Origin of the sequence: Streptomyces sp. NPDC005302 (assembly GCF_040607345.1) — a bacterium.
Taxonomy (GTDB): Bacteria; Actinomycetota; Actinomycetes; order Streptomycetales; family Streptomycetaceae; genus Streptomyces.
Map to the genome: position 1 here is coordinate 66,121 of NZ_JBEXGN010000025.1, position 25,982 is coordinate 92,102.

The 25,982-nt window shown below is 65.9% G+C and carries 15 protein-coding genes; 9 read left to right on the top strand and 6 right to left on the bottom strand.

Going from position 1 to position 25,982, the window contains the following annotated elements; all coding sequences use genetic code 11:
- Window positions 1-3: 3 nt before the first annotated feature.
- The 4 genes from ABZT74_RS29250 to ABZT74_RS29265 form a co-directional block, all read right to left on the bottom strand.
- Window positions 4-6,867 (bottom strand): RHS repeat-associated core domain-containing protein, encoded by a 6,864-nt coding sequence (locus ABZT74_RS29250; protein ID WP_356439606.1) that lies wholly within the window; start codon window positions 6,865-6,867, stop codon window positions 4-6.
- Between the two features lie 170 nt (window positions 6,868-7,037).
- Window positions 7,038-11,396 carry a LamG-like jellyroll fold domain-containing protein gene (locus ABZT74_RS29255; RefSeq protein WP_356439609.1) on the bottom strand — a complete coding sequence of 1,453 codons (4,359 nt, stop codon included), beginning with the start codon at window positions 11,394-11,396 and terminating at the stop codon, window positions 7,038-7,040.
- A gap of 939 nt (window positions 11,397-12,335) precedes the next feature.
- Window positions 12,336-13,274: a hypothetical protein gene (locus ABZT74_RS29260; RefSeq protein ID WP_356439612.1), complete on the bottom strand. Its 939-nt coding sequence runs from the start codon at window positions 13,272-13,274 to the stop codon at window positions 12,336-12,338.
- Between the two features lie 375 nt (window positions 13,275-13,649).
- The gene (locus tag ABZT74_RS29265) at window positions 13,650-14,528 is read right to left on the bottom strand and encodes a nucleoside triphosphate pyrophosphohydrolase family protein (RefSeq protein WP_356439615.1); all 879 of its coding nucleotides are present in this window, start codon (window positions 14,526-14,528) and stop codon (window positions 13,650-13,652) included.
- A gap of 115 nt (window positions 14,529-14,643) precedes the next feature.
- Between ABZT74_RS29265 and ABZT74_RS29270 the strand changes: the two genes are divergently transcribed.
- Genes ABZT74_RS29270 through ABZT74_RS29285 form a run of 4 tightly spaced genes read left to right on the top strand, consistent with a single transcriptional unit; the run spans window position 14,644 to window position 17,137 of the window.
- Window positions 14,644-14,925, top strand: a complete 282-nt coding sequence (locus ABZT74_RS29270; protein WP_356003095.1) for an acyl carrier protein — start codon at window positions 14,644-14,646, stop codon at window positions 14,923-14,925.
- Complete coding sequence (locus ABZT74_RS29275; protein ID WP_356439619.1) at window positions 14,922-15,335, top strand: helix-turn-helix domain-containing protein; 414 nt, start codon at window positions 14,922-14,924, stop codon at window positions 15,333-15,335. The genes ABZT74_RS29270 and ABZT74_RS29275 overlap by 4 nt, the downstream gene beginning before the upstream one ends.
- Window positions 15,332-16,243 carry an ImmA/IrrE family metallo-endopeptidase gene (locus ABZT74_RS29280; RefSeq protein ID WP_356439622.1) on the top strand — a complete coding sequence of 304 codons (912 nt, stop codon included), beginning with the start codon at window positions 15,332-15,334 and terminating at the stop codon, window positions 16,241-16,243. Before ABZT74_RS29275 ends, ABZT74_RS29280 begins: the two co-directional genes overlap by 4 nt.
- 48 nt (window positions 16,244-16,291) lie before the next feature.
- The gene (locus ABZT74_RS29285) at window positions 16,292-17,137 is read left to right on the top strand and encodes a hypothetical protein (RefSeq protein ID WP_356439624.1); all 846 of its coding nucleotides are present in this window, start codon (window positions 16,292-16,294) and stop codon (window positions 17,135-17,137) included.
- Between the two features lie 36 nt (window positions 17,138-17,173).
- Here ABZT74_RS29285 and ABZT74_RS29290 read toward each other — a convergent pair whose 3' ends face one another.
- Complete coding sequence (locus ABZT74_RS29290) at window positions 17,174-18,193, bottom strand: nucleotide kinase domain-containing protein (RefSeq protein ID WP_356439627.1); 1,020 nt, start codon at window positions 18,191-18,193, stop codon at window positions 17,174-17,176.
- 48 nt (window positions 18,194-18,241) lie between these two features.
- On the opposite strand from ABZT74_RS29290, the gene ABZT74_RS29295 reads away from it, so the two are divergent.
- The 3 genes from ABZT74_RS29295 to ABZT74_RS29305 all read left to right on the top strand — a co-directional run bounded on the left by ABZT74_RS29295 (window position 18,242) and on the right by ABZT74_RS29305 (window position 19,835).
- Window positions 18,242-18,535: a hypothetical protein gene (locus ABZT74_RS29295; protein WP_356439630.1), complete on the top strand. Its 294-nt coding sequence runs from the start codon at window positions 18,242-18,244 to the stop codon at window positions 18,533-18,535.
- Window positions 18,536-18,807: 272 nt separating this feature from the next.
- Window positions 18,808-19,263, top strand: coding sequence for a DUF6283 family protein (locus ABZT74_RS29300; RefSeq protein ID WP_356439633.1), 456 nt, complete (start codon window positions 18,808-18,810; stop codon window positions 19,261-19,263).
- 14 nt (window positions 19,264-19,277) lie between these two features.
- On the top strand, window positions 19,278-19,835 hold the full coding sequence (locus tag ABZT74_RS29305; protein ID WP_356439636.1) for a hypothetical protein: 558 nt from the start codon (window positions 19,278-19,280) through the stop codon (window positions 19,833-19,835).
- Window positions 19,836-20,071: 236 nt separating this feature from the next.
- Here the strand turns inward: ABZT74_RS29305 and ABZT74_RS29310 are convergent, their stop codons facing one another.
- Window positions 20,072-20,326 (bottom strand): hypothetical protein, encoded by a 255-nt coding sequence (locus ABZT74_RS29310; RefSeq protein ID WP_356439639.1) that lies wholly within the window; start codon window positions 20,324-20,326, stop codon window positions 20,072-20,074.
- Between the two features lie 424 nt (window positions 20,327-20,750).
- Here ABZT74_RS29310 and ABZT74_RS29315 point away from each other — a divergent pair, with 424 nt between their 5' ends.
- Window positions 20,751-24,722, top strand: coding sequence for a hypothetical protein (locus ABZT74_RS29315; protein ID WP_356439642.1), 3,972 nt, complete (start codon window positions 20,751-20,753; stop codon window positions 24,720-24,722).
- Between the two features lie 148 nt (window positions 24,723-24,870).
- Window positions 24,871-25,443 carry a hypothetical protein gene (locus tag ABZT74_RS29320; RefSeq protein ID WP_356439645.1) on the top strand — a complete coding sequence of 191 codons (573 nt, stop codon included), beginning with the start codon at window positions 24,871-24,873 and terminating at the stop codon, window positions 25,441-25,443.
- Window positions 25,444-25,982 lie beyond the last annotated feature (539 nt).

The window sequence follows — 25,982 nt, forward strand, 5'->3', positions numbered from 1 at the left end:
CACCTACCCCCTGGGCTCGAAGACCACGTAAGGCCTATCCCTATCCAATTCCGTGTACTGCTTGGCGTTTGGATTGTAGCTCTGATAGAAGTCCCGGCCACGCCCACTTCCACCCTCTCCATCACCCATCCCCTGAGGCAGGGAGTTCTTGACGCTACTACGAGCCCGGGACGGACCGGTCAATATATAATCCCAGTCAGAAGTTGGGTTGAGGTTCCCGTTACCCGCTCGACTTCCGACCACGATGATCGTCTGACGTGTCTTGTTGGCAGCATTCTGGATTCGCCTCGCATCATTGGGTGCGATACCCGCCTCTGGCGCAGTTCTAATGCCTGGACCACACCACCCGCCGGAATTGTGAACCAGGACCGGCGTAGCCCCCGCCAGCACATAGTACGTGTGGAGTTGTTCCACCGTCAGGTTGTACATGTCGGCAGCACCACCGACAACCCGGACCGCGCTGACCACGACGTCATCGTTGGTAGCTGTACTGAGTCGGCGGCCAGGAACCAGTTTGCCGGCAGGGACCCAAGCTCGCGCCAACTTGTCCCAGAAAGGATGACGAGACGTCGTATGAAGTGTACCGACATCACCGTTCTTTTCAATAATTTTCAGGTCGATGAGATCGTCATCATGATGTACGAGAAGGGCCGAAACACTCCGGGATCCTTGACGTTTCCCGGTCTCAGGATTAGCGGTTACGACCTTGTCACCAAGTTCGATATCACCAATTTCTTTGGTCTTCCCGCTCTTCAGAAGAACCGGTGTATCCGAGCTAAAACTACATGCACCCTTGAGCAATTCGCCCGATTCACCCGAACCGGTTTTGGGGAGCTCTGCACTAACTCCACGACCGTCATGGCTAGCTCCGGCAATGGAAGAGACCCTTTCACCGAATCCCATTTGCATGTCCCGGAAGCCGCCCATCAGACTCTGCGGACAAGACCGCATGTCATAGCAGACCTGAAGCGCCCAGTATCCCAGCTGCTGGCGTGCAGCTTCCGGGTTTGTTCCGTCGGTGAGGTAGCCGGGCAACCAACCGTTGGTCCCTCGAACGCCGTCCAGGTAGTTGGAGTAGAAGCGCTCGATGAAGGCCTTTCGTCCCTTCCACTTTGCAGGGACGAAGACTCCTGGGAATATTTCATCCGGGTTGTAGTAGCTCACGTTTTGCGTATTGCACGAAGTGCAGGGGATATCGCTCTTGTGCTGGCCTGTGTATCCAGCTCGCTTTCCGTCGCCGGCGATCGGGTATCCGTCGCCGCAGATGTCTCGGCGGCACAGTCCGGAGGGGTCGGACGAGGTGACGGGGCTGTTGTTGGCGTAGGCGTACGCGTTGAGTTGCTGGGGGTCGGTCGGGATGAGGACCGGGTCGACGCTGATGAAGCGGCCCGTGTCGGGGTCGTATTCACGGGCGCCGAGGTGGACGAGGCCGGTGGCGTCCTGGGTGCCGCCGATGAAGCCCTTGGTGCCGGGCCACGCAGTGGGCTGAGGCCCGCGGGGGGCGCCGAAGGGTGTGGACCGGCGCTGCTGGATGGTCTGGTCAGCGGTGCCTATGGCGAGTTCGGAGGTGCCGTGGTGGTCGCCGACGAGGAGGCTGAGTTTGTTGTCGTTGGTGCGTATTGCCTGGTTGCCGCTGCCGAGGTCGTAGTAGCGCGTGGCCTTGGCGGTGGTGGCGCCCTTGGTGAGGGTGACTTCGGTGGAGCCGAGGTAGAGGGTGGTTTCGGTGTTAGTCCGCTGTAGCAGTCGGCTGCCGTCGGCGCCGTAGACGTAGGACGTGGTCTTCGGGCTGCCGGCGCTGGGGACGGTTACTTGCTTGAGGTGTCCTTCGGTATCCCAGTCCAGTGTCTGTTCGTCGCCGCCGATCGTGCGGGTGTGGGTGTTGCCTGCGTCGTCGTAGGTGTAGCTGTCCAGCGCTGTGCTGCCTTGGTTGCTTGTCTGCACCTGGCTTACGGCGTGGGGACGGGGCCCGCCGGCTGGAGAGTAGTCATAGGAGCGGACGACGTCCTTGCTGGTGTCGCCTGTGGTGTCGTGAAGGGTTTCGGTCTTGCGGTTTCCGACGGCGTCGTGTGTGTAGGACTGCCAGTACGGGGCTGGGCCGCCAAGGACGGATGAGGTTGGGGTGGTGGCGCAGGTGGTGGTGTTCTGGGCCCAGGCTTCGGTGAGGCGGGCCAGGTAGTCGTACTGGAAGCACTGGTTGTCGGTGCCTGAGCGGGACACGTCGGAGATTGAGGTGACGTTTCCGGTCTCGTCGTAGCTGAAAGTGGAGGATTTGTCGGTGCCGGCGATGTCTTCGCGGTTCACGCTGGTGTTGGCCAGGCGCTGGGTGCCCCACTCGTAGGTGTTGTTGATCTGGGTCTTTTTGGTTGCGCCCTGGTAGAGGTACTGGAGTGGCTTGCCGGTGTAGCTGTATACGGTGTCGGCGATGTAGGTGGTGCCGCTGCCTGCAGTGAGTTTCTTGGGGCGCAGTACCTCGTCGTAGGTGGGTGTCAGGGTCTCGCTGGGCAGGGCGCCTGCGGCGGGGTAGCTCGTCGAGCGAATCGTGTTGTCGAGGTTGTAGCTGATGCTGCTCTGGTAGGACCCTGCCAGGGCTTCCTCTCCGGTGATGGAGGGGATGGTGGTGGTGGTGCGCTGGGGCCGGTACAGGTTGTCGTAGAGGCTGTAGGTCGTCTTGTAGGCCGCTCCGCTTGCGCCGCCTACGTAGCGGGTCGCGGTGGCCAGTTGACCTTCGAAGCCGGTGGGGTCCCACACGTTCTGCGTGAGCAGGGGCCCGGAGGCGTCTCCGTCGTGGGTCTCGGTCTCGCGGCCGAGACCGTCGTAGACGTGGGTGATCTTCTTGCCGCGGGCGTCGGAGGTGAACAGCAGTTGGTCGCGGTCGTCGTACTTCGAGTCGGTCTGGCCCTTGTCCGGGTCCTTGGCGAGGATCTGGTTGCCGTGTTGGTCGTATTGGAAGGACCAGGCGTTGCCAGCAGGGTCGGTGATGTTGGAGAGCTTCCCGGCGGGTGTGTAGTCGTAGTGGGTCTGGTCGTAGGCGCCGGTGGCCGTGGACGTCTTGTACTGCCGCAGGTCGGTGTTGTTGCCGCGGGCGTCCACGAGGGTGGTGAAGGGGGTCCCGCCCCTGGGCGGGGTGACGGTGACGCGGTCACCGCCGTACTCGGTGGCTGTTGTGTTCAGGACCTTAGTGTCGTCGCCGTTGCCAGCGATCTGCTGTGTTTTGGTGATCTGGCCCAGGCCGTCGTAGTTGTTCCAGGTCTGGCTCTCGACCGCGAGCGCGTTGTCCGGCTTGAGCAGCGTGGCTGAGGGGGCCGCGGTGCTGTAGTAGGGCGCGAAGGTCTTGGAGGTGAGGCCGCGTTCGTCGTAGAACGTGTCGGTGAGCAGGGTGCCGCCGGAGGGGCCGGGGTCCTGGGTCTGCCGGGTCCGCAGGAAGCCGTCCATCAGCGTATAGGAGGTTCGCTGGGAGCCGTCGACGTTGAGCGCCCTGGTCGCGACGGTGGGGGAACCGGTTCCGTCAATGGTGTAGACGTACTGGTAGTTGGGTGTGTCGCTGTTGTCCTTGGATCGGTTGGGCAGCCAGATCTTCAGACTGCGGCCGAGGGCGTCGTACGTCGTGTCGGTGCGCTTGTTGTTGGTGTCGAGGACGGTCAGGGGCTGCCCGCGCGTGGTGTCGTAGGTCGTCGTTGTGGTTTGTGCGCTGGACGCCGTCCCAGGGGTGGCGGGTGGGCTGGTCACCGTGGAGGTGGTGGGGAAGCCCGTGGTGGGCGTGTAGGCCGTGGTGGTAGTGCGGCCGTCGGTGCGTGCGGTGCGTGTGGGTGTGGCGCCCTCGACTGCGGTAACGACCGCGGAGATGTCCTTGTCGGTGAGCTGGCGTCCGTAGGTGTCGTAGGTGTCTTCGGACTCCAGGTAGGTGGCGGTGGTGCCGTCGTGCTTTTGCAGCGTGGCGGTGCGGGTGACGTCACCCTTGGCCGGTGCCGTCCCGTAGGCCTGTCCGTCGTATGCGGTGCGGACATCGGACAGGACGTCCGTGGACCGGTGGGGGGTGTCGGCGCACTTCACGGCGACGGCCTCGGCACGCGCGGGCAGGTCAAGTATCCAGTCCGCGGTGTTGTCGACGTAGGTGATGCGGGTGCACTGATTGTCGGCCGACGTGGTGTTGTCGCCGAAGTCATCCGTCTGGGTGACACGCCCTGCGACGTTCTCGAAGCTGTTGGTTTTGTACGTCTGGCGCCATTTGCTGCCGGCCCCCGCGTCGAGGGAGGTCCAGATCCGTGTGGCCGCGGTTCCGGTCAGGTCGGCGGCGGTGGTGCCCCAGGAGCGGGTGCGCTTGGCTGTTTCGTGGAGCCAGGGCGTGTTGACGGTCTTTTCCAGCACCTTGCCGCTGGGGCCGCTGTACTTCTCGGTCTTGTATTCGAAGCCCGCCACCGCGTCGTCGTCGGTGATGGTGCCGCCGTTGTCGTCGGAGACGGTCGCGGTCTTGGTCCCGCCGCTGGGGGTGGCCCGGTCGCCGTTCATGCCGCGCAGGAAGTAGTGATCCGTCTGGGACTTCATGCCGACGGGGTCCTGGCCGCCGGTATGCACCCGGACATGGCCGTATCCGCGCCAGGTCGACCAGGTCTTGTACTTCTCCTTGGTCAGGCCGTCGTCATCGTCGTAGTGCCAGGCCGCGCCGTCCAGATAGCTGTAGCGGGTGACCATGTCCGGCGAGGACAGCGTGCGGTCGGTCTGGGTGACGGAGTCGACCACGTACTTGTTGAACCACTGCTTCGTCGGATCCGCGTCCCCTTCCTTGGTGAAGTACACCGGGTAGCAGCGTGTGGTGTTCGTCTCCGCCGTGGGCAGGCTGGAGGCATCACAGGCGGACGTCGAGTAGTTGACGTCGGTCTCTCCGCCGGACTCGTCCGTGATAGACGACAGCCGTTCCTTGATGAACGGCGCTGTGTCGTCCCCGCTGATCTTGAGACGGTTGGCGCGCTGGTCGTAGCCGAGGGTGACCTTGGGCAGTGTGATGGCGGGGCTCGCGGAGGAGCCGGTGTGCTGGATGGAGTCGAGGATCAGCTGGTAGTCGATGTCGGACGTGCCCCAGCGGTGCTCGAGCTTCCAGGAGTCGATCGGCGTGTAGGTGCCGTCCGACTTCAGCACGCTGGTGGCGACGCCGGTCAGTCGTTTACGGGTCCAGAAGGAGGGTGAGACCGTCTTGACGCAGTCCACACCGGATTTGCAGTTCAGGTCCCAGGGAGTGTCGTACCAATAGAACGACTTGTCGTCGATGGTGGAGGCCGCGCAGGTCACCCCGGTTTCGGGCAGGCAGCGCTCGGTGGTGGTGAAGTCGACTTTGCCCAGTGCCTTGGCCGAGTAGTTCGAGGTGTTGCGCAGGCCGTACTCGATGTGGTCCAGGGAGCCACCACGCACGTAGACGGTCTCGTCCGAAGCCTTCAGGTTGCGGCCGTAGTAGTTGGTTTCCTTGTTGTAGTAGTAGGCGATGCTGTTGCCGTGGGCGTCGACGGCGTAGTCGAGGTTCCAGCGCCATCCCTGCTGGCACCATGAGTCGGCGAAGGTGGCGGCGTGGCAGGGCTCTTTGTCGTCGTTGCCGAAGACCGGCGTGGTCCAGGTGGAGTTGGTTTCCGGATTGCCGGTTGCCCATCCGGTGAGCCGGTTGTAGCCGAAGTAGTAGCGGGTGCCATCCGTTGTGGTGACCCGCCAGTACTCGTCCTTGAGGGCTCCGTTGGCTCGTACGTTGGTGTCCGAGCCGTAGAGGCGGTCGACTTTGGTGCCGTCGTCTCCCTTGATCCGGAACGAGTTCGTGCCGGTGGCGATGAGTTCGCCCGAGTGGCCGTTGAACGACAGGGTGGCGTTGTCGTAGGCCCAGCACTGGTCGCCTACTTTGGTGCCGGCTGAGTTCTTGACTCCTTCATCGGCGCACGATTTGTAGCTGCGGTCGATGAAGCCGGGCCAGAGGTCGAATCCGTCGCCAGCCCAGGATGCCTGGTTGTTGCTGTTGGCGGTCCGCCCGTCGATTCCGCCGGACGAGTAGGACAAGCTCACCTTGGGGACGAAGGAGCCGGGCACGTCGGGTGCCGGCATGTCGTAGGACCAGGCGAAGTCACCGGTGTTGAGGTTGGTTTTCCAGGCGGAGGACGCGGAGAGTTGTGTGGCCTTGTAGTCGCCGTGGTCGCTTGATGTGCCCGCTGTCACGGCGAGCAACATCCCGGTTGCCTTGGGGCTGTCGGCGGTCGGCAGTGACAGTCCGGTTGCCCTGAGCGTTTTCGCCTTCGGATCGTTGTCCGTGGGAATCGGTGTACCGGTAGCGCATTTGGTGGCTTTGGGCTGCGTCAGTGCGCAGGCAGGCAGCTTCACCAGACGCAACCTTGACGCGTACGCGCCTCCGCCTGCCTGGGCGAACTTTGTGTAGTCCACTGTGAGACCGAAGGCGTTGCCTCGCGTGTCCGCCTTGCGTTGCACGGAGAGCAGAAGGCCGTCTACCCCGGCGTGGTCGGCTGTCTGGTGGCTGAGCACCCGGACAGTGGCCTGTCCGGAAAGCGGCACACGGGCACTTTTGGCGTTGCTGGACTGCTTGGTGGTGGTGAGCGAGACGGGCAGATCGCCTGCGCGAACGCCTTTCGCCGTGGCCTTGGACGGCAGCGTCACCGTGGCAGAGCCCGCGCCTGGCCACGCCGTCTTTGGCGGGGTCCGGGGCACCTTGGGCGCGTGATCGCCCTTGCGAGGCGTCGGCTTCACCTGATGAGTGGGTACAGGCTTCTCGGAAGCCGGTACCTTCGGCAGCGTGCTCGCGGCCTGTACGGCCTGGACGGCCGTGGCTTGCAGCAGAGTGCCGACCAATACCGCCGATACTGTTACGGCGATGCGTGCCCGCACGCGTCTGTGTACCTTCGCTGTCATTTCTCGCCTCATCATTTTGCCCGTCCTGCGCCACGCACGTGTTGCTCGCACCGCCGTGTGGGGTCCCGCTGTGGATGTACTTCTAGTCCTGGTCGCTGGCCGGCCGGTGGGGCCATCCGTAAACGGATGGCCCCACCGGGCCAAACTCAGGGGCCTGGGATGGTGGACAGACCCGTACCGCTCCTGTCAGCGAGTGCTGCGATCTGGGTGTCGCTGGCTGCGCCCTGAAGGGCCCAGACGTCGTCGATGGCTCCACTCCAGTACTCGCCCCACGTGCTGGAGCCAGTCTTCAGCCTGCCCAGCTGAAGGCCCTTGGCCGCGGCGAAGGGCACGACGGACGAGTCCCAGGACACCTGCTCGGTGCAGGTAGGAACGTCGGGCTCGCCGTCATCATCGTCATCGAGGCAGGGCCTGACCTGTAGGTTTCCGTCGACGTAGAGACGCATCTGTCCCGCGTAGGCGTCGTAGACGACTGCGATGTGGCTCCACGCATCGGTGTTCTGGAAAAGGGTGTCCTCTGCCGTGGAGACCTGTGCTGTGGACGAGTCCGCGCTCACCGTCACCAGTTGCCAGCGTCCGGCAGTCGCCGGACTGCTTTCGTCGGGGACGTAGCGGACCGCGAATCCGTTGCGGTTCGCCCCGGCCATGCTCATGACGGTGACTGGCTTTTGGGGCCGCGCGGGGGCCGTTGCCCAGGCTGAGACGGTGAAGCTGCGGCTGGTGTCGATCGGCGAGGGACTGGCCGAGGGCCCGGTCTGGGCGTATCCGGTGCTGGTGCCGTTGAGGAGCAGTCCGCCGTCGCCGACCATGTTGCTGCCGCCCGTGACATCGACCTTCGCGCCGCTGCCCAGGGTCAACGGGTGAGTGGTGTGGTCCTCGCGGGCCAGGTCGTCAGGGGAGACGGCGGGGCTGCCAGATGAGGAGTCTAGGCGCCAACGGCCCTCCACGGTCGGTCTGCTGTCGAACATGTCGGCCATCTCCCCGGCGGACAGGGCCCGGTCGTAGAGTTGCACGTCCGAGATCTGGCCCGGGAAGAAGCTGTCGGCAGCACCACTGTAGTTGCCGGCACCGATCTGTACGGGGCCCCCGCCGTAGAACGGAGAATCGAAGTTCACCCGTGACACGTAGGTGCCCTGGACATACAGCCGCAGGTAGTTGTCCACGGCGTCGTAGGTTCCGGCCACCTGTGTCCACTCACCGCCGGGAGCAAGCCCGGGGTCGCCCTGGGCGGCTCGCATCGGTGTGCCGTTCGCGTTGTCCTGCGAGTACTGGTTGAACGACCAGCCGTAGGTGGGTGAGTAGTACAGCTCGAAGCCGGGCTTGACGGTGCTGGTCTGGGTGGCGATGACGGCGGCGTGGGTGGGTTTGGTCTTGGGCAGCTTCGCCCAGGCGACCACGGAGAAGCTGCGCTGGTTGTTCACGTGCGGGGTGGTGGTGGCGTAGTCGTCGACACCGTCCAGGCTCAGGGCTTTGCCCGCCCTGCCCGCTTCTCCGAGTTTCGCACCGCCCTTGAGCACGGCGGGGTTCACGTCGGCGTGCCCGGACACCGCAGTGGTGGCCTTGCCGTCCGTATCGGTGGGCGGCTCGTCGAGGGGAAACACGGCGCGAGCCGGGCGGCCCGTTCCGATCGGCTGCTTGTTGAAGAGGTTGATGACTTCGCCTGCCGCCAGCGGCTTGTCGTAGATCCGGACATCGTCGATCGTGCCGGGGAAGAAGCTGCCGGGCGCTCCGCCGTAGGATCCGGCACCGATCTGCAGACCGCGCCGGGCATCCCACGGCGTGGAGTATGCCGCAGATCCCGCGAGGGAGCCGTCAACGTACAACGACAACAGGTCGGTTGAGGAGCTGTAGGTGCCGGTGAGAAGGACCCATTCTCCCGCCTTGACTCCGCCGGCGGCCGCTTGCATGACCCTGACCGGCGTCGCGGACGCTGTATCGGATGTGTACTGGTTGAACGCCCACCGGTCGTACGTCTTGGAGTAGTACAGCTCGAAGCCCGGGGCGTTGTTCCCTGGCTGGGCTGCGATGACGGCAGCACCGTCCGGGATTTTGCTCGGCTTCACCCAGGCGGACACGGAGAACCCGGTGGACGTGTCCACTGTTGGAATCTCCGAGACTAGGTAGTCGTCCACGCCGTCCAGAGAGACCGCGGTGTCCTTGACTCCTGTCGCACCGAGTGTCGGGGTGCCCTTCAGGTCGAGTGTGCGTGTCCCGGACGTTCCGGCTGCCTGGCGCGTACCGGTCGCCTCGTCGAGTTTCCACTCTGCGCGGGTGGGTTGGCCGGTCTTTACGCGGAACTTGTAGGTGACGGGTTCGCTGCCGTTGCCCGCGGCGTCGAATGCCTGGGCGGTCACGAAGTTCGTGCCGGCTCTGGTCGGCCGGAAGCTCACGGTCCGGGCGGCGCCTGCGGAGGTGGACACCTCGTTGTCGTCGGAGGGGTCTTCGTTGACTCCGAACCAGTACTTGGTGACGTCAGGGTTCGGGGCGTCGATGGTGAAGGTGCCGTAGCGTCCGACTCCGTCGTAGACGGGGTCGTCCGGATTGTTGTCGTCCTCTGCGGGATAGTCTCCAGAGGTGATCTTCGGCCCTTCGGGCACACTCTTGTCCCAGACGAAGTAGCAGCCGGTCGCCGATCCTGCCCCCGACCACGGGGAGTAGCTGTAGTACTTGCCGTCTTCGTAGTCGATGGCCCGCACGTACCAGGCCAGTGTCTTGTTCTGGGGAATCGTCTTCTTGTTGGACAGAGTCTCCGTCAGCTGCGTGCTGAAATCCCCTCCATCCCCTGTGGAGCTCTTCGGCGTCATCTTGTCCGAGGTCCACTGGCTCTTGAAGCCGCTGCCGGCGTCCCACCAGAGCTGGAACTGCACACTCACTTTGTCGTTGTCAGGATCCTTCACCCTGCTGGCTTCCAGCTTCGGGAGCGACCGGATGCTGACCTTCTTATCCGGCTTCCTGCAGGTCGTGCCGGGCGTGGATGTGAGCTGCGACATTGCGACCTGCTTGGGCGGCAGGTTGTACGTCACGCGCAGGGAAGCGTCGTCCGAAAACCGCTTCCAGCCGTACTTGTCGTCCTCCGTGGCGGCCCGAAGCCCGAACGTCGTGTAGGAGGAGTTGTGCGACGCTGCGTACTTCACGCCTGCCGTGGCGTCGAACTCCACGTCACCGGCGGGGCAGCCGGAGGCCCCTTTGGCCACTGACCGAGAGTCGATGTTGTCGATCCAAAAGCCGCTGGCCAGCTGGTCGTTCCACGTCGTCGACGAGGTGATCCCCTTCGTCCGCCAGAACTGCACCGATCGCGCGTCGCAAGAGGCGGAGTGCGTCTCGTGCGCGGTGAAGGTCGCCTTCAGGATCGTCTTACCGCTGAAGGTGCCGGTCGGGATCCGGTAGAACACTCTCTTGAGGTCGTAGGGGGCGCAGTAGTCCCAGCCGCAGTAGCCGACGCCGGCGTCGGAAGCGTCGTTGAAGCGCCACTGAGGGGTATTGGCCCAGTACCGCGACACCATGGTCCACTCCCCCGCTTTAGGGGTGTAGGTCTGCGGGTCGATGTAGACGGGGAAGGTCGTTGCGGGGTCCGTCAGCAGGTCCTTGTCCGGCGTCAGCCTCAACTCGGTTCCGCTGTTTTCCACTTCGACGCCGATCGGGGCGATGTTCGCGCCGTCCCCGGGGCCTTCGTCGCCATCGGACGCGGAGTCCGCGGCCGTTGCGGCTGTCGTCCGCGGACCTCGGACCAGCTGCGTTTTCGTTCCTTCTGCCTGCCCTGAGTCCCACATGAGGGGTTGGGCGGCCTGGAACACGACGCCGCCGGCTGTTTCGTCCACAGCCTCGATCCCGCCGGCGGCGGTGCTCTGCAGATCGAGCCCCGGAGATTCGACACCCATCTTGAGTTCTGCCAGCTTCGGGTTCTTCGCCGCCTCAGCGCTGTTCACGACGAGCAGCTGCGAAAAGCCGTCGGTGGACGCGCGTAGCTTGAGGTCGATGTCCGGAAGGACATTCGCGTAGGTGGCCGTGTCACCGTCCAGCGTCGGAGCAGGAAGGGATGTCGGCCATGAGAACGACAGCCTTTTGCCGGTGCGTTCGAGCGTCACCAGCGGATCCGTTCCGCCTCCGGAGAACTCCATGCCCACGGCCGAGGCGCGGGGCGCCACACTGCCGTCGGACTGCTTGGCCAGGGTGTCGTCGATCGATTTCCACTCGCCGTCTACCCGCGTGCGTACCGGTCGCAGATGCTGGACAGCCTCAAAGTTGCCTTCCGGTGTGGCGTACACCTCGCCCGCTTCACTGCGAAGCGAGGTCACTTCGACATTCGTGTCGCCTGCTTCGGCGGCCTTCTGGGCCCCCTGCAGGGTTCGTGTTGCCACGGATGCCTGCCGTCCACCCGTGGCTCCGGTCGTCGCCTTCTCGTCCGGAGCCGCAACGGCAGCAGGTTGTAGCGCACCCGCCAGGACCATGCTCGCAACCGCTACAAGAAGAGCTCTGCCGCCAACAGGCAGCATGAACGCACCCATCCCCCCGCCTTACCGACTCCACGAGTCCCCGCCCCGGAGCCACATCTATGACAAAAAGTGATCGGACTTTAACTGAGCATTACTTGTGCACGTCAAGAGCGGAAACTGTGAGCATTCGGCCTCGGATTGGCGAGAGATGACCATTCAGCCAACAGGAGCATTTCAATACAAATAGCAAATATCTTGGTTTGAGTAGACTCATTGCGCGCATAAACGGATGGATCGCCACGCGGCAAGGGCGAGTTTCAGCCATCCAACACGTGTGGCCGCGTTGATCATTTACCTAGGCTTGACCCCTGCCACATATACGAAAAATGCACCGATTTAGATGTATTACCTAGCGCTGTGACCGCATAGGTTCACCGCGAGACACTGCGGTACCTAAAGACCGTCTCGGTTGGTGTGCTGCTCACATTCCACGCTCTGGCCCGTCGGTCACCTCGGTGCGTTGGCCCGGTCCTACACGCGGGAACTCCAGGTCAACGGGACCCGGATAGAAGACAGCGCTGCCCCAGCCGGTCGCCTCTTGGCCGACCATGTAGCGGCACAGCCACTCGGCGAAGGCCATCCCCTGACCGACCCAGTCGCCTTCTGATCTCTGCACCGCCACGCCATCTGTGAAACCGTGAACCCGCCGCTGCACCCTGGCATGCGGCCAACGCATCTACCGGACCCTGAGTTTCGGCCACGCGGCCAGTGGCTTTCAGGAGAACAACACCACCGTCAAAGCAGTCACCGCTGCGCAACGTCCACTAACCAGGCCTCGATGGCAAGCGAGCAGGGACGAAGAGTGGGCCGTGCGGGCAACTGCCGGCCAGCATCGGCCGGGGCGCTGCCGTCGCGTGCTCAGATTCCTTTCGCGGGTTGCGCCTCTAGGCAGCTGGTACGGGAGGCGTGGGTGCCGGCCGGGACTGCGTAGCCGGCAGGGGAACACCGTCCTTAGGTGGTCACGAGGCGGCAGTCAAGGAGTGCCTTGCTGATGTCCGAGTCTTCCTGGGTGGCGCTAAGGAAACTGGAGGAGATACCGGGAGGTCCTCCCACGTCTTGCAGGCAGCGAGCGGCGTCCACGAGGAGGGCTGCCCAGGGCGGGATGAAGGGAAATCGGATGCTGGCGTCTTCGTAGAAGGCCGGGATCTGATGGGGTCGGTGGCCGGTGAGGGCATGTATGGCAACGCACGCGGCGAACACGGGGTGGGCGATGCGGGTGTGGATTCGGTCTGCGACCACCGTGATGTCGCAGTGTCCGTGCTCAACGGCCGGTTCCTGCGGTCTTCGTGCTGCCGGAGCTTGCTGGAACCTGTGCCTTGCCGTCAGGCGGCGCCGTGGCTGGGGCGGCGGCAGAAACCACGGTTCGTCGTCGAGTGGCGGAAATACCGCCTGATGCTGCCACCAGGGGTGGCCTTCCATTTCTTCGAGACCAGCGGTCGTTCGCCAGTGCTCTGCTGCCGCACCTGAAGTGTCCAGGATTCGATGCTCAACAGCGTTCAGCAGTAGGAGCACCTCTCGGGGGATCGGGCCATTGCACAGCAGGGTGAGATGGGTACCTGTGCGGGCGCTGAATGCCAGCAGATGCTGCCAATTCGGCAGACGGAGCAAATGGGCTCGGCAGACAGTCAGGCGGTCGATGCTCAGGGCCAGGCACCAGGCGGCGGCGATACGCCAACTGGCATATGTGCCGCTGAACACCGACATCCCGCTGTTCTGGTCGTCGAGCAGCGGCAGGTGCTTGCCCAAGCTCCGGATCAGGTCGTGAGCCAGGTGAACTGCGTCTCCTCCGCGGGGAGTGGGATGCACGGTGATGTGGTAGCGGGGCTGGTGGGATGCCAACGCCAAGCGCATGAACTGAGGATCGTCGTCAGAGGTGACGACGATGGTCACGGGTTTGAGGGTGGTGTTGTCGAACGGCGGAAAGATGGGATCCCGCGGCACGGGTTTCCTCCGCGGCCCCGGCTGCGCGTCACGTGCCGTACGAGCTCGAGCCCCGCGGTGCGGGAACGGGGCTGCGGTCGCGGGCGTGGCCTGCGTCCGAGCTTGGGAAACAGGATGTCCCGTGGGGACGTGTCGTGCGGTTCCGCATGGTCTCGTCTCTGCTTGTTCCGTGCCCATTGCTCTCCTCGCGCCAGGACGCCGCGGTTGCCAGGTTCTCGGGAAGGTGGCCGCGTGCGACGCCCCCTGGCCTGCCGTCCACGCTCTGGCACGGTCGCGCTATGCAGGAGGGGCGTCGCGTGCGGGTTGGTGCAGCAAGGACCGCCGTCAGGGTTCGATGAAGGTCAGTGTCTGTGCGTCGAGGTCGAGTTCGAGGTGTCCGCCGCCGTGTTTGCGCAGCTGCCGCCAGGCGGCGTAGCCGGTCATGATGGCGTGTTCCCAGTCGGCGGCTCGCAGGACGCTCACTTCGAGGTGGGCGGTCATGTGGTCGATGGTGATCAGTAGTTCGTGGTCGACGTGGCGGAGGTTCTCGAAGTACTGGTGGCGGCTGGCATAGGAGAAGACCAGTGCGGTGATGCCTTCTTCGATGGCGATGGCGCGGCCGCCGTCCTCGGCTTCGTCGGTGGCGGGACGGCTGCGGCGTTTGCGGTCGAGCAGGAAGCGGCTGACGGGTGACCATCCCAGGACCGTGGCGTGGGCGAGGTGGAAGGCGTCGTGGAAGCGGTAGTCGTCTTCGATGTGGCTGGCGCTGGTCAGAGGGTCGCCGGCGGGGGTTCCGTCTTCGCGGGTCAGTTTGATGACGGTGCGGCCGTCGGTGTGGCGGGTGGGGGTGAAGGTGACGGTGGTGCGTCGGGGCAGTTGTTCGTGGGTCGGGTAGTCGGTGTCGAAGCGGGGGCGTTGGTCGCCTGGGGTGGCGCGCCAGCGGTCTTTGGTCTTTTCGAGGCTGGCGGCGGCGACGTCTTCGAGGTCGAGGCCGAGTAGGTGGGTGAGGGTGGCGGTGTACCAGAGGACGTCGCCGAGTTCCTCGCGCAGTTGTTGTTTGGACGGGCTGGCGTCGGCTCCGTCCCGTAGGCGTTTTTTGTAGGCGGTGGCGACGGAGCCGGTTTCACCGACCAGTCCGAGCAGCGGTATGAGGACGGGGTCGGTGCCGTCGGCGGGAGGCTGCAGGGTTTTGAGGGCTGCTTGCTGATAGCGGGCGAGATGCACTCACACTCCCGTGAAGGATCTTCCAACAAGGTTGTCGGATTTCCCGACATCGCTCTACAGTAAGTCATGCCGGGCTGGCTGTCCGGGAGTTGTGTGAAGGGAGGGATAGCAGAGCATGCCGTCACACAGCGTTCAGGAGATCGTGGACATCGTGATCGATCTCCTGGCCGAGTACCAGGACAGGCCAGTTGAAGAGGTGTACGAGGAACTGGCGGCCCGGGGAACGGACTTGCCGGTCGACTCCGTGCTGGTCATGGAGATACTGGCGCGCGTCGAGGAACGTTTCGGTGTCCGTGTTCCCGCCGATGCCGAAGCCGGGCGCTCCCTGCGTTCGGTGTGGGCGTTCGCCGAGACCGTGCACGACACCATGCAGCAGGCCAAGGAGCACCAGCCATGAACGACAAAGCCCCCTCCCCCGCCGAGGATGCCGACCAGCGCATCCGACTGGGCCAGCGTCTGAAGGCCACCCGCGAGTACCTCGGGCTGTCCCAGCAGCAGGTCGCCGAGCGCACCGGCATCGTGCGCTCGGCCGTCAGCGACATCGAGCGCGGCATGCGCAAAGTGGAGGTGATGGAGCTCCAAAAGCTCGCCCGGCTCTACCGGCTGCCGGCCTCCTACTTCCTGGACGAGGAGGACTCGGCCGACGCTGGAGAACACGCGTTGGCCGGCCTTCCCCGCACGGGACGGACGCTCAGCGAAGGCGACCGCATCGAGGTGACGAAGTTCATCCAGTACCTGCAGGCCCGGCGCCAGGCCGAGGAAGAGCAGACCAGTGCGGTGTCCCCGGCCTCCAAGGGCCGTGCGTGAGCTGGAACGACGCACACGGTGCGGCGATGATCGCGGCTGCCCAGGCCCATGCGGCTCTGGGGACGGCAAGCGGTGAGTACGTCGACGTCTTCGCCGCCATGGGCAGCGCGGGGGTGGAGGTGGTGGGGCGCGCACTGGGCGGCCTGCTCGGTCTGTACGTGGACCGCTCTGCCGGGGGGCCTGCGTGTCTGCTGAACACGGGCCTGGAAGAGGTGGCGATGCGGCACACGGTCGCCCACGAGTTGGGTCATCACCGGATGGGCCACGGAACCAGCATCGATCACGAGGAGCAGTCGTCGGGGCGCTGGGGCGAGGGCTGGCCGCAGCACGAGAAGGAGGCCGAGGCCTTCGCCTCGTGGTTTTTGATGCCGCGCCCTGCCGCTCGCGCCGCGCTGGCGCAGTGCGGACTGCGGCGCCCCGAATCCCCGGTGGACGTCTACCGGATGGCACGGTGGCTGGGCACACCGTATGCCACCACGGTCCGCCATCTGGTCCGGCTGAAGATGATCGACCGGTCCGCTGAGGCCATGTGGCTCAAGCACTCTCCGGCGTCGCTGAAGGCGGACCTCACCAGCGGTCTGCCGCTCGGGCCGCATGCGCACGCCCACGTCCTGACCGCCGCCGCCCACGACGCGCTGTTGCACGTGGCCGCCGGTGACTGCCTGCTGCTGGACGTCCCTTCGGCGGTGTTCGACCCGCTGCCCTGCGGGCTGATGCCCGTGCCGCCCGGTGACGGCAGCCAGCTGCCGCTGCCGGACCTTGTCCCCCGGCAGCGGGCCGTCGCATGGGTGGACGAGGACATGGCGGGCGACACTCGCGTCACCGCCACAACGCACGCCGCCGACGTGTTCCGGGTGACGCTGCGGCGCACCCCAGGGCGCGAGGGCTCCGACGCCTTCTGGGCGTGAACGCACCCTGCCGCACCCCCCGACGACTGTCGATCAAGGAGCGAGCCGATGCACACGATCACCGTCGACGCCCCCGACATCTCCCGCGCCTGGCTGGAAGCCTGCACCCGCCTGTCGGAGATCCCCGGCAAGAAGGCCTTCCACACCATGGTCCGGATCGCCCGCCCGCTGCAGGAGGATCCTCATCTGCGGGCGGAACTGGACCGGCTGCGCGCAGCTCGCACCACACCGCCGCTGTATCCCGTCGACACGGTCGTCAACACACTGTTCCCGGTGGCGCTCGCCGCCACGTGTACGACGCACGAGCAGCTCAGCGAACGCTACCGGGCCCTCTACCCACGTCTGCAGAGGGAGGTCCGGCGCAACGTTCACGGCACTTACTTCGGCCGACTCGTCTCCTACCCCGGCACTCCCGACAAGCCCGAGCCAGTGGACCAGCTCGCCCGCGTGATCAGGCGCCTGAACAAGCTGCGCACCACGGCGAAGTGGAGCGCCGTCTATGAGGCGGGCACCGCCCACGTCGGGGACGGCGACGAAGGCATGCTGGAGGGGGCGGACGCATCTGACGCCGGACCCGAGGCTGTCATCCGGGCCGCCTCGCTGGACACGCAGCCCCGGGACTTCCCCTGCCTGAGCCACTGTTCCTTCCAGTTCGACAGCGCCACGAACACCGTCCATCTCGCCGCCTACTACCGCAGCCACTACATGTTCGACCGTGCCTACGGAAACTACCTGGCCCTGGGACATCTGTGCGCCTGGGTCGCCCGCCATGCCGGCCTCACGCCCGGCACGGTGAGCGTCATGTCTGGCTGCGCCCGCCTGGACTGCACCAAGTCGGAGCTCGGCGCCCTCCAGGACGCTGTGACCACACCACTGTTCGGCCTGGGAGCCTAGCCGCAGCCGTTCCGGCCGGGGGCGGGACGACGGACCCTAGGTGTTCAGGCCCCATTTCGGGGGGAACCAGGCGGCTCGCACCGCGGCGGCGTCCCGGCGGTAGGCCTGCTTGATACGGGTGCGACCGCTGATGCCGGCGATATCCGGGTGGGCCACCCTCGCGTACTTGTCGACCTCGCAGAACAGGTTCTGGCAGTCGATCAGTTGCAGCGCTCTGCCTTTGAGCCCCGTGAAGGACAGCCCCAGCCGGGCGAACTGCTCCTCCTGGGAAGCGGCCATGTAGCGGATGACGTCGGCTTCGATCCCGTCGGCCGCCGAACCGAAGCATTTACGGATGCCGTCGCGCGCTCCCGGACCCGGCACCACGAAGTCCATCTCCGAGAACGCAAGCTGCGGCGCGTAGTTGAGGTCGATGGTGAACTGGTAGGCGAGGAACGGGCCGAGTGCCGGGTAGCTCAGCAGCACTTCGTAGGCGTCCTGCATCGTCACCGCCTCGGCGACGCGCTCGGGCGCCCCGCTGGTCATCATCATCTCCAGTAGCCGCAGATGATTGCGATGCTTGCGGCCCTCCCCCAGCTGCGGAGGCGGAACGATGTAGGCAGCCGAATACAGTCGCTCCCCCCGCGCGAATGCCGCTGACAGCACCCGGTCGTACGCCGCGAACGTATAGCCGCTCCAGCACACTTCGCCCAGCTCGCGGCTCAGCAGCCGCCAGGTGGACTCCTTGTTGAAGATCTTGAACAGCAGGGTGCGGAAAAACACGTCCTCCCAGGCCTGCGGCCCGCTGTAGATCACGTCAGCGATCAGCGCCTGGCTGACGCGGTCCGCCGCCCGGTAGCAGTTGGTGAAACGGTGCCGGGCAAGGATCGGGTCATTGGTCCACGGCTGTTCCCGGCCCTCCAGACGGGCTTCGTAGACCGACTGCCGGGCCGCCGCGAACCGCCAGTAGGTGTCGAACACCGGCGTCGGGCGCAGCTCCCGGCCGGCCACCCGCACCCGTCCCGGCGGCGCGTCCTGGCCGGCGGCCGTCAGACGGTCTTGCAGCAACGTCACCATGGACGCAATATATATTCGTTATAGGTCAACTGTCACGAAGGAGGATCCATGGAGTTGCTGCACCGTCAGCAGCAGCGCCGCACGACTTCTGTGCAGTGGCCCGAGGACATCGACCGGCACCTGAACATCCTGGTCCGTGCCGCCACAGCGGCCGGTGAACGCACCTCGCGCGCCGAACTGCTCGCCGCCCTGGTGGCAGCCGCCGACCCACAGCCCGAACAGTTGACTGTCCTGCTGCACCGCTACCGTCGCCTGCCCGAAACCGCTCTCGCCGAGGACGAGAGCCGTGAGGACCTCCCCCACGTCCGCTCTCCCGGCCCGCGCCGCGCCACGTCCGCTTAAACGACCGGTACCTGCGGGAGGTCACTGGGGCTGGCAGGCAACCGCAGCGCGGGGCTCGCCACGAACGGATCGGGCGGCTGCGCCGGCATCGGACACTGGTGAAAGATGGCAGCGTCGGCAAGCCGTACGGGGCTGCAGCAGCGCGGGAACCTTGCCACGAACTGCACCCGGCCGGGCCAATCGCAGGCTCATGACCATGCCGCCCGGGGCCGCGGCCAGTGGCGGGAGATGGAGCGCCACATGGCCGGCTGGCCGTGAGGAATACTCGGCTGGTGCCTCCGCCTCTGCGTCCTCCCGCGCCGCGCCCGTGCGACAGCTGCCCGTATCGCCGCGACGTGCCGCCCGGCGTGTGGACGCACGAGGAATACGAGAAGCTGCGCCGGTACGACGCTGTCACTGCTGAACAGCCGTCCGCTCTCTTCCAGTGCCACCAGAACGATGCCGGCTCGCCGGGCCGGATCTGCGCGGGGTGGGCCGGCTGTCACGGAGAAGAGCTGCTGGGCCTGCGGGTGGCCTTGCTCCGGGGCTGGATTGACGAGGCCACCTTCCGCGCCGCCGCCCAGTACCACTCGCCTGTGGCGCTGTTCGACTCAGGCACCGAGGCCGCCGACCACGGGCAGGCAGACGTCCATCAGCCCGGGGCCGACGCCACCCGCCTGATGGACAAGATCGGCAGAATCCGCAGCGATCTGGCTGTCCGTCCCGGAGCTGGGCAGGGCCGCGGCTAGCGGGAGAGACGATCTTGACGAAGGCTTTCGCAGACGGGACCGGGATGGACTCGCCCGCCCGGGCGCGGGAACTGCGCCGCTGGCTGGCGCTGTACGCGAAGCTTCAGGTAGGAGATGCCTCCTGGGCGTACCGCAGCTTCGCGCAACTGGTGAGCGACCACGGCTTCTACCAGCAGCCCTCGCCCTGGGTTCACGACGGCTTGCAGCGTCCTGGACAGTGCTTCAGCACGGCAAGCCAGTGGGCCGAGCGCGCCGGCTGGACATACGTGGAGGGCTATGTCCTCGTGCCGTCAGCGGCACCGTTCAGCTGTTTCGAGCATGCCTGGTGTCTCACCGACCAAGGCGTCGCCGATCCTTGCCTTCCGGACGGAACGGCCGTCGGCTACGTCGGGATCCCGCTGACTGACTCATTTCGCCGCCAGCAGCAGGCCCTTCGAGCCACGCATGCAGTCTTTGTAGCGGACCCGGTGAATCCACTGGCCGGGATCAACGAAGACGTCCTGCGCGCCGGTCTTCCTTCGCAAGCCGTCGCCGGACACGGACCAGGGCCACGCTCGGCGGCATCCCTCTGAAACGAATGCGGACAGGTGTACGACCGTCGCAGTTGCTACCGGAATGCCGCGATCAACGTGAAGACGGCCGCCGGACTGGCGGTATCAGCCTGCGGAGCACCGGTGAGACCAGGAGCAATCCCGGCACAGCGCGAAGAAACAGGAAGCCACGGATTCCCGACCCAAGCCCGTGCCGCGTAGCGGCACACCAACGATCGAGAAGGCCAGAATCCTCGGGCTTCAGCCCGAGGAGCAAGTCAATGCGGGTCTGTGCCGAGGGTTTGCACGATGCGCGTCAAAAGCACAGGAATTCGCGGCAGGCCTGTGGCGATGGTGACGGCGCCGCTGGTGATCGCGAGGGTCAGGTACCAATTGTATCCGTGGGTGAGCATCCAGCCGATGAAGAGCAGGATGCCGAGTGTTTTGGCGACGTGCGGCCAGGTAACGGTGTCGGCCGGCGGCGTGGGGCGGGCGGAGCCGGAACGGCCCGGCGCCGGTGAGAGAGGGGCCACCGTGATTCTCCTTGCAGATGACGGGAACTGACGGCCGGTAACTGCGGGACCAGGCCACCGTATGGGTGCCGGCGTCCGTCGAGGAGAGAGATGGCTGTCCAAGCGACGGTGCCGGCCGGATCGGACAGTCGCCGTCTGGCTGAGCGCTTCGGGGCGACAGATGTCGGACGGTGCGCCGGCGTGCGCAACAGGGCTCAGGCGGCCTGCGGCGTCGGCAGGATCGGCACGAGGATGACCGTGGTCATGCCGCGGTGTTCTGCGCAGTTTCTCCGTCCTCGCTTCTGATCCACAGCTGCTTGTTCTCGTGGTGTTGACCGGGGTGGCCGGTGGATCGGACAGAGATTGGACGCTCGTGCGATGCCAGAGGTGCGTATGACCCAGTACAGTCACGCCCATTGCTTTGTGGTGCTCAACGAGGAGACCCGTGAGCGAACTACTGCCGCAGATATCCCCGCCGCCCGGCGGGTTTCAAGATCCCTACGCTTTCGGGGACACTCTCCGCCGATTACGCGTACATGCCAGGTTTTCGTTGCGTCAGGCATCGAGGGCATGCGCGGCCGTCCATCCCATTGCTCATTCGACCATTGAGAACTGGGAAAAGGGCGGCATCGTCAGAGAAAGCAACGAGCCGGCATTCGTACACGTGCTCCAGACTTTCGGGGTGGCCGATCAGGCCAATGTGGACGCATGGCTGCACAGCGCCCGCAACTTGCGGGCCCGGCCGCGCCCGTCGCCTTTCATCGCCGAGCCCTACCGCGGCCTGGAAAGCTACGACACCGCATACGCCCAGGTCTTCTTCGGGCGGAACGCGATCATCAAGCGTCTGCTGGACGAACTCGGGGACCTGCAGGCGGATGGCGGCGCTCTCCTGCTGACGGGAGCTTCCGGATCGGGCAAATCATCGATTCTGCGCGCCGGCCTCGTCCCCGCCTTGAGCGAGGACCGACTTCGCGGCAGCGCCGGCTGGCCAGTGCTGAGTGTCATCTCGGAAAGCAGCGAGCCGGATCCGCTGAACGGCCTGGCCGCATCTGCGGCCGCCTACCTGAACGCGGACACCGGTGAGACTGCCGACCGCCTGCGCGGCGGAGCGAAGGCCGTGCAGTGCCTGCTGCGCCAGATCACCGACGTGTATCACGGCGCGGACGCGGGCGGCCAGGAACGGCCGGAGACAGAGGGCCGGGTCGTGATCATCATCGACCAGTTCGAACGCGCCCTGGTCAGCGCCGAGGACGGTCCCGGCAGCGAGGAAACCCTCGACGCGTTCTTTGCCGTGCTGCGCCTGATGGCGTCGGCACCCACGGCCGCACTTGTGGTCTTGGCTGTTCGCCTGGACTTTCTCGACGCGGCGATCCTGCGCGATGCGCCGCGCACCCTGACGGGCGGAAGACCGCCTGTCGTGGTCGAACCCATGAGCGAGGAAGACCTGGCCAGTATCGTCGGACGGCCGGCCCGGGCGTTCAACGTCCATCCGGAAGCCGGCTTCGTCGAGACCGTGCTCGGCGAGATCTCTGCGCGCGGGGGCAGGTTCGCGCATCAAGCAGGGGTCCTTCCCCTGCTCTCCCACGCACTGCAGATGACCTGGCAGCGTGGCAGCGGCAGAGAAATGACGGTAGCCAACTACCGGGCCGTGGGCGGCGTGGAGGGCGCGCTGCGGGAAACCGCCGAGAGCATCTACGCGAGCCTGTCGGCGGACCAGCAGGCTGACGCACGGAGAATGTTCTTGAGTCTCGTGCATGTCTCGCCTTCTGGAACCGCTACCCGCCGGCAGGTAACGCAGAGCGAACTCCTCGATGACATCGGGCAGAGCAGGGCCGAAGCGGAAGAGGTACTTGACCGCTTCGTGGCCGGCAGGCTGTTGACCGTTGACGAGGTCGACGTAGAGATCACGCATGAGGCGCTCATGGCGGCATGGCCCCAGCTGCGCAGGTGGCTCGACGTCGACCGTGGAAGCCGCCTGGTCGCCCAGCAGATCGCCGCCGATGCGCGGGCCTGGGACAAGGCCAAACGGCCCCGGTCGGATCTGTACTCCGCGACCCGGCTCCAGCAGGCGAGGGACTGGCGGGCGAACCACCCGAGCGATGTCAGCGCGCTGGCGGGCGAATTCATCGATGCGTCCGTCAGGCAGTGGCACAGAAAGGCGCGCCAGCTGAAGACGACGGCTGTCGTGCTGGCTGTCCTGGTCTTGTTGGCGGGCGGACTGGCGGGCCTGGTGTCCTATCAAGCCAACGACCTGCGTGAACAGCGCGATGAGGCTCAGTCACGGATGCTGGCGAGCCAGTCGAGCATCGTGCGGCTCAAGGACGTCAACGTCGCGCGCCAGCTCGCGCTGGTCGCGTACCGTATCTCGCCGACCCCCGAGGCCCGATCCGCCCTCATCGAAGCAACGGCGCTTCCTCCAGCGGTGCGCATGGTCGGCGCCAGGGACGCCCGCATCATGTACGCGGTGGGCATCCACCCGGGTGGTTCGGTTGCCGCGGCAGCGGTAGAAGACACGGTGCGGCTGTGGGATCTGACCGCCGCAGGCCACCCCCGGGCGCTGCCGTACCGGGCCGGTACGGTGTGCCGGAAGATCTATGCCTTGACGTTCTCTCCGGACGGAAGCCTGCTGGTCGCTTCCTGTGCCGATGGCAGTATCCATCTGTGGGACACCGACGACCCGGCCGTTCCGCGCCCGCTGCCCTCCCTCACCTCGCTCGGAGTGAAGGTCTACTCCGTGGCCTTCAGTTCGGACAGCCAGCTGATGGCAGCGGCCATCGCGGATCGGCCGGCGAAGGGGCGTACCCCCGGCAGCGTGCGTCTGTGGGCGCTGAAAGGTTCGTCGGTGAAACCCCTGGACACGGTCCTGAGGGTCAGCAGAAAGTCACCGGCCAAGTCCGTGTCGTTCCATCCCGGCGGCGAGCAGCTCGCCGTGGGGGGCGACGACGGAACTGTGCAGCTGTGGAACATCAGCGATCCTGCCCGTCCCAGCGGCCCGATCGCCGTTCCCGGCACGAGGAAGGCGATCGGCCAGTTGGCCTTCAGCCCGAACGGCAAGTTCCTCGCCGCCGGAGGCGCCGACAACCTGGTCCATCTGTGGTCGACAGACGATGGACGTCGTCTGCGCCCACAAGGGAAGGCGATCGCAGGCGCCGCCTCTTACATCAACGCCATCGCTTTCTCCCCCGACGCGGCCACCCTGGCCATCGCCAGTTCTGACAGCAGCAAAGGGCTGCGGCTCGTCGACATCGCCAGCCGCCGCACCCTGGCCACGCTGCCGCACCCTGCCCCGGTGACCTCGGTCAAGTTCAGCCCCGACGGCAAACGCGTCTTCACCGGGGCGAACGACGGCATCGCCCGCCTGTGGCCTGTGACGTCCCCGCAGTTGGAGGGCATGACGTACACCGTCAGCGCGGCAAGGTTCAGCCCGGACGGCAAGACCTTGGCCCTGGGCAGCAGCGACCTGCAGATCCTTGACGTCGGCAACCTTCAGAGCCCCCGTCGACTCGGGCCTTTTCTGACCAACCCCGACGGGTTCTCCGGCACGGTCGCCTTCGCACCCAACGGCCGGCTGCTCGCCCAGGGACACGGCAGATCCGGAAAGGTTCAACTGTGGAGACATGACGGCTCTGCCCCCCTGACCCGCCTGGGACCACCCTTCAAAGCACATCCCCTGCAGGTGGAGACCCTGGCCTTCAGTCCGGACAGCACCGTCCTTGCCACCGGCGCACGCGATGGAGCCGTACACCTGTGGGACGTTCGAAAACCCGGCCATCCCCAGAGGGTGGCTACAGCCGGCACCTTCGGCGGCATGGTGACCGACGTCGGCTTCAGCCGCAACGGGCGGCTTCTGGTGGCCGCGAGCGCAGACAAGACGGTCCGCCTCTGGGACGTCAGCGATCCCAGGACGCCACGGCCGCTCGGCGAACCCCTCACACCCGCCCGGCACTACGTCTACGCGGCCGTATTCAACCCCGACAGCACGCGGCTGGCCGTCGGCCTGGCCGATAGCACCGTCCGCCTGTACGACATCAGCGACCCGAGCCATCTGAAAGCCGTCGGGAAGCCCCTGTCAGGCCCACACGGCTACGTTTTCTCCCTCGCCTTCCCCTCCGACGGCACGGCCCTGGCCGCGACGGCCGGCGACGGCTCGGTGTGGCTGTGGAACCTGCACGGCGAGGATCCCCCCACGGTCTACGCGACGCTGCGGATGAGCACCGGCGCGATGTATCCGATCAACTACCAGCCGCGTACACGGATCCTCGTCGCCGGCGGCGACGAGAGGAAAGCGTGGATCTGGACCACGGACGTCGACGACGCGATTGCACTGATCTGCCGCACGACAGGTGATCCTCTGACCTCCGAGGAATGGGCCACGTACCTGCCCGCCGATCGCGGCTACAGCCGCCCATGCCCATGAGTTCACTTGTTCACAATCGTCCAGTTGCTGTCCGACCAGGACGTATTGCCCGGTATCCGCTCACCAGAAGTGGCTGTGGCCGCCATGCTGGATCCATCCACTCCGCACCCCAGGGCACCCTGCCCGGCCTTCGGAAGGAACCCATCCCGTGAAACGAGCAACGCTGCTTCGCCGGACCGGCCGCAAACCGGCCGCAGCCCTCATCGCAGCGGCGGCCGCCATCGGCCTGATCGGGCTCGCGCCGTCCGCCCACGCTGCTCCCGCCTACTGCGGCCCGAGCAAGTACGTCGAGAAGATCGAAGTCGCTTCATGGAGCAACGATCAGTTCCAGATCGTGCTCACCCCCACATCGCAGGCCCGCTGGGACGCAGCCCTCTCGCCGGCTCCCCGCAACGCGGTCGTCGAACAGTGGCACGCGATCCAGGCCTGCGTGCCCGGGCTCTACGGCGGGCTGGCCGACACCATCTGGGACCAACTGGAGTGCCACCAGCTCAATTCCTGGCTCGCCCTGCCCCGCGAAGGCAGCAAGTGGATCACCGGGGACACCTACGATCTGGAAAGCTGGCGGCCCGTGCTCCCCCGTGCCGTACCGGGCCAGGACCTCATCATCACCCATTGCCTGAACGACCTGGGCGTCGACCCGGCCGGGCCCCTCACCAGCCCCATCCGCCCCGACCTGGGCCAGTTCGACCTGCAGCAGGCCATGCGGAACGTCGCCTGACACCTGAGCAGTGCGGGGGGCCGGAACAGTCCCGGCCCCCCACGGCAGGACCTGGATACCGGGTCTCGTACAGCCTAGAAACGCGTGTTCGATCGCGCGCTCCCCCGCCGTACAGAGGACTGTACGGCCAATGCCGCGTTCGGGACCCTGTCACCGTGATGCGCGCGGTGACCGGTCCGGCTACCAGCGAAACACGCTCCGCCGTGTGAAGAACTGCTGGACGAGAGCGTCAAGTTCGGCATCGGCGCTGGTCTCCTCGACCAGGATGCGCTCGATCCCGCTCATGCGCCACTGCCGGTCGCGCATAGCGTCCGCAGCAAACCGCTTCTACTGGGGAAGGCCGCCGACTTCGATCAATCCCACCCGGCCCGCCAGGGTGACGAGGAAGCCCGGGGTCCAGGCGTTGCCGACGCCGACACTCCCCATCGGCTAGGGGAAGATGGAAATGGTCGAGTTACCGAGCAAGCTACCGATAGGGCTGGGCCAACTCATCCGCGTCAGCTCAGGTCGGACCGCTACACCCCACCCGCCAGCAAGAC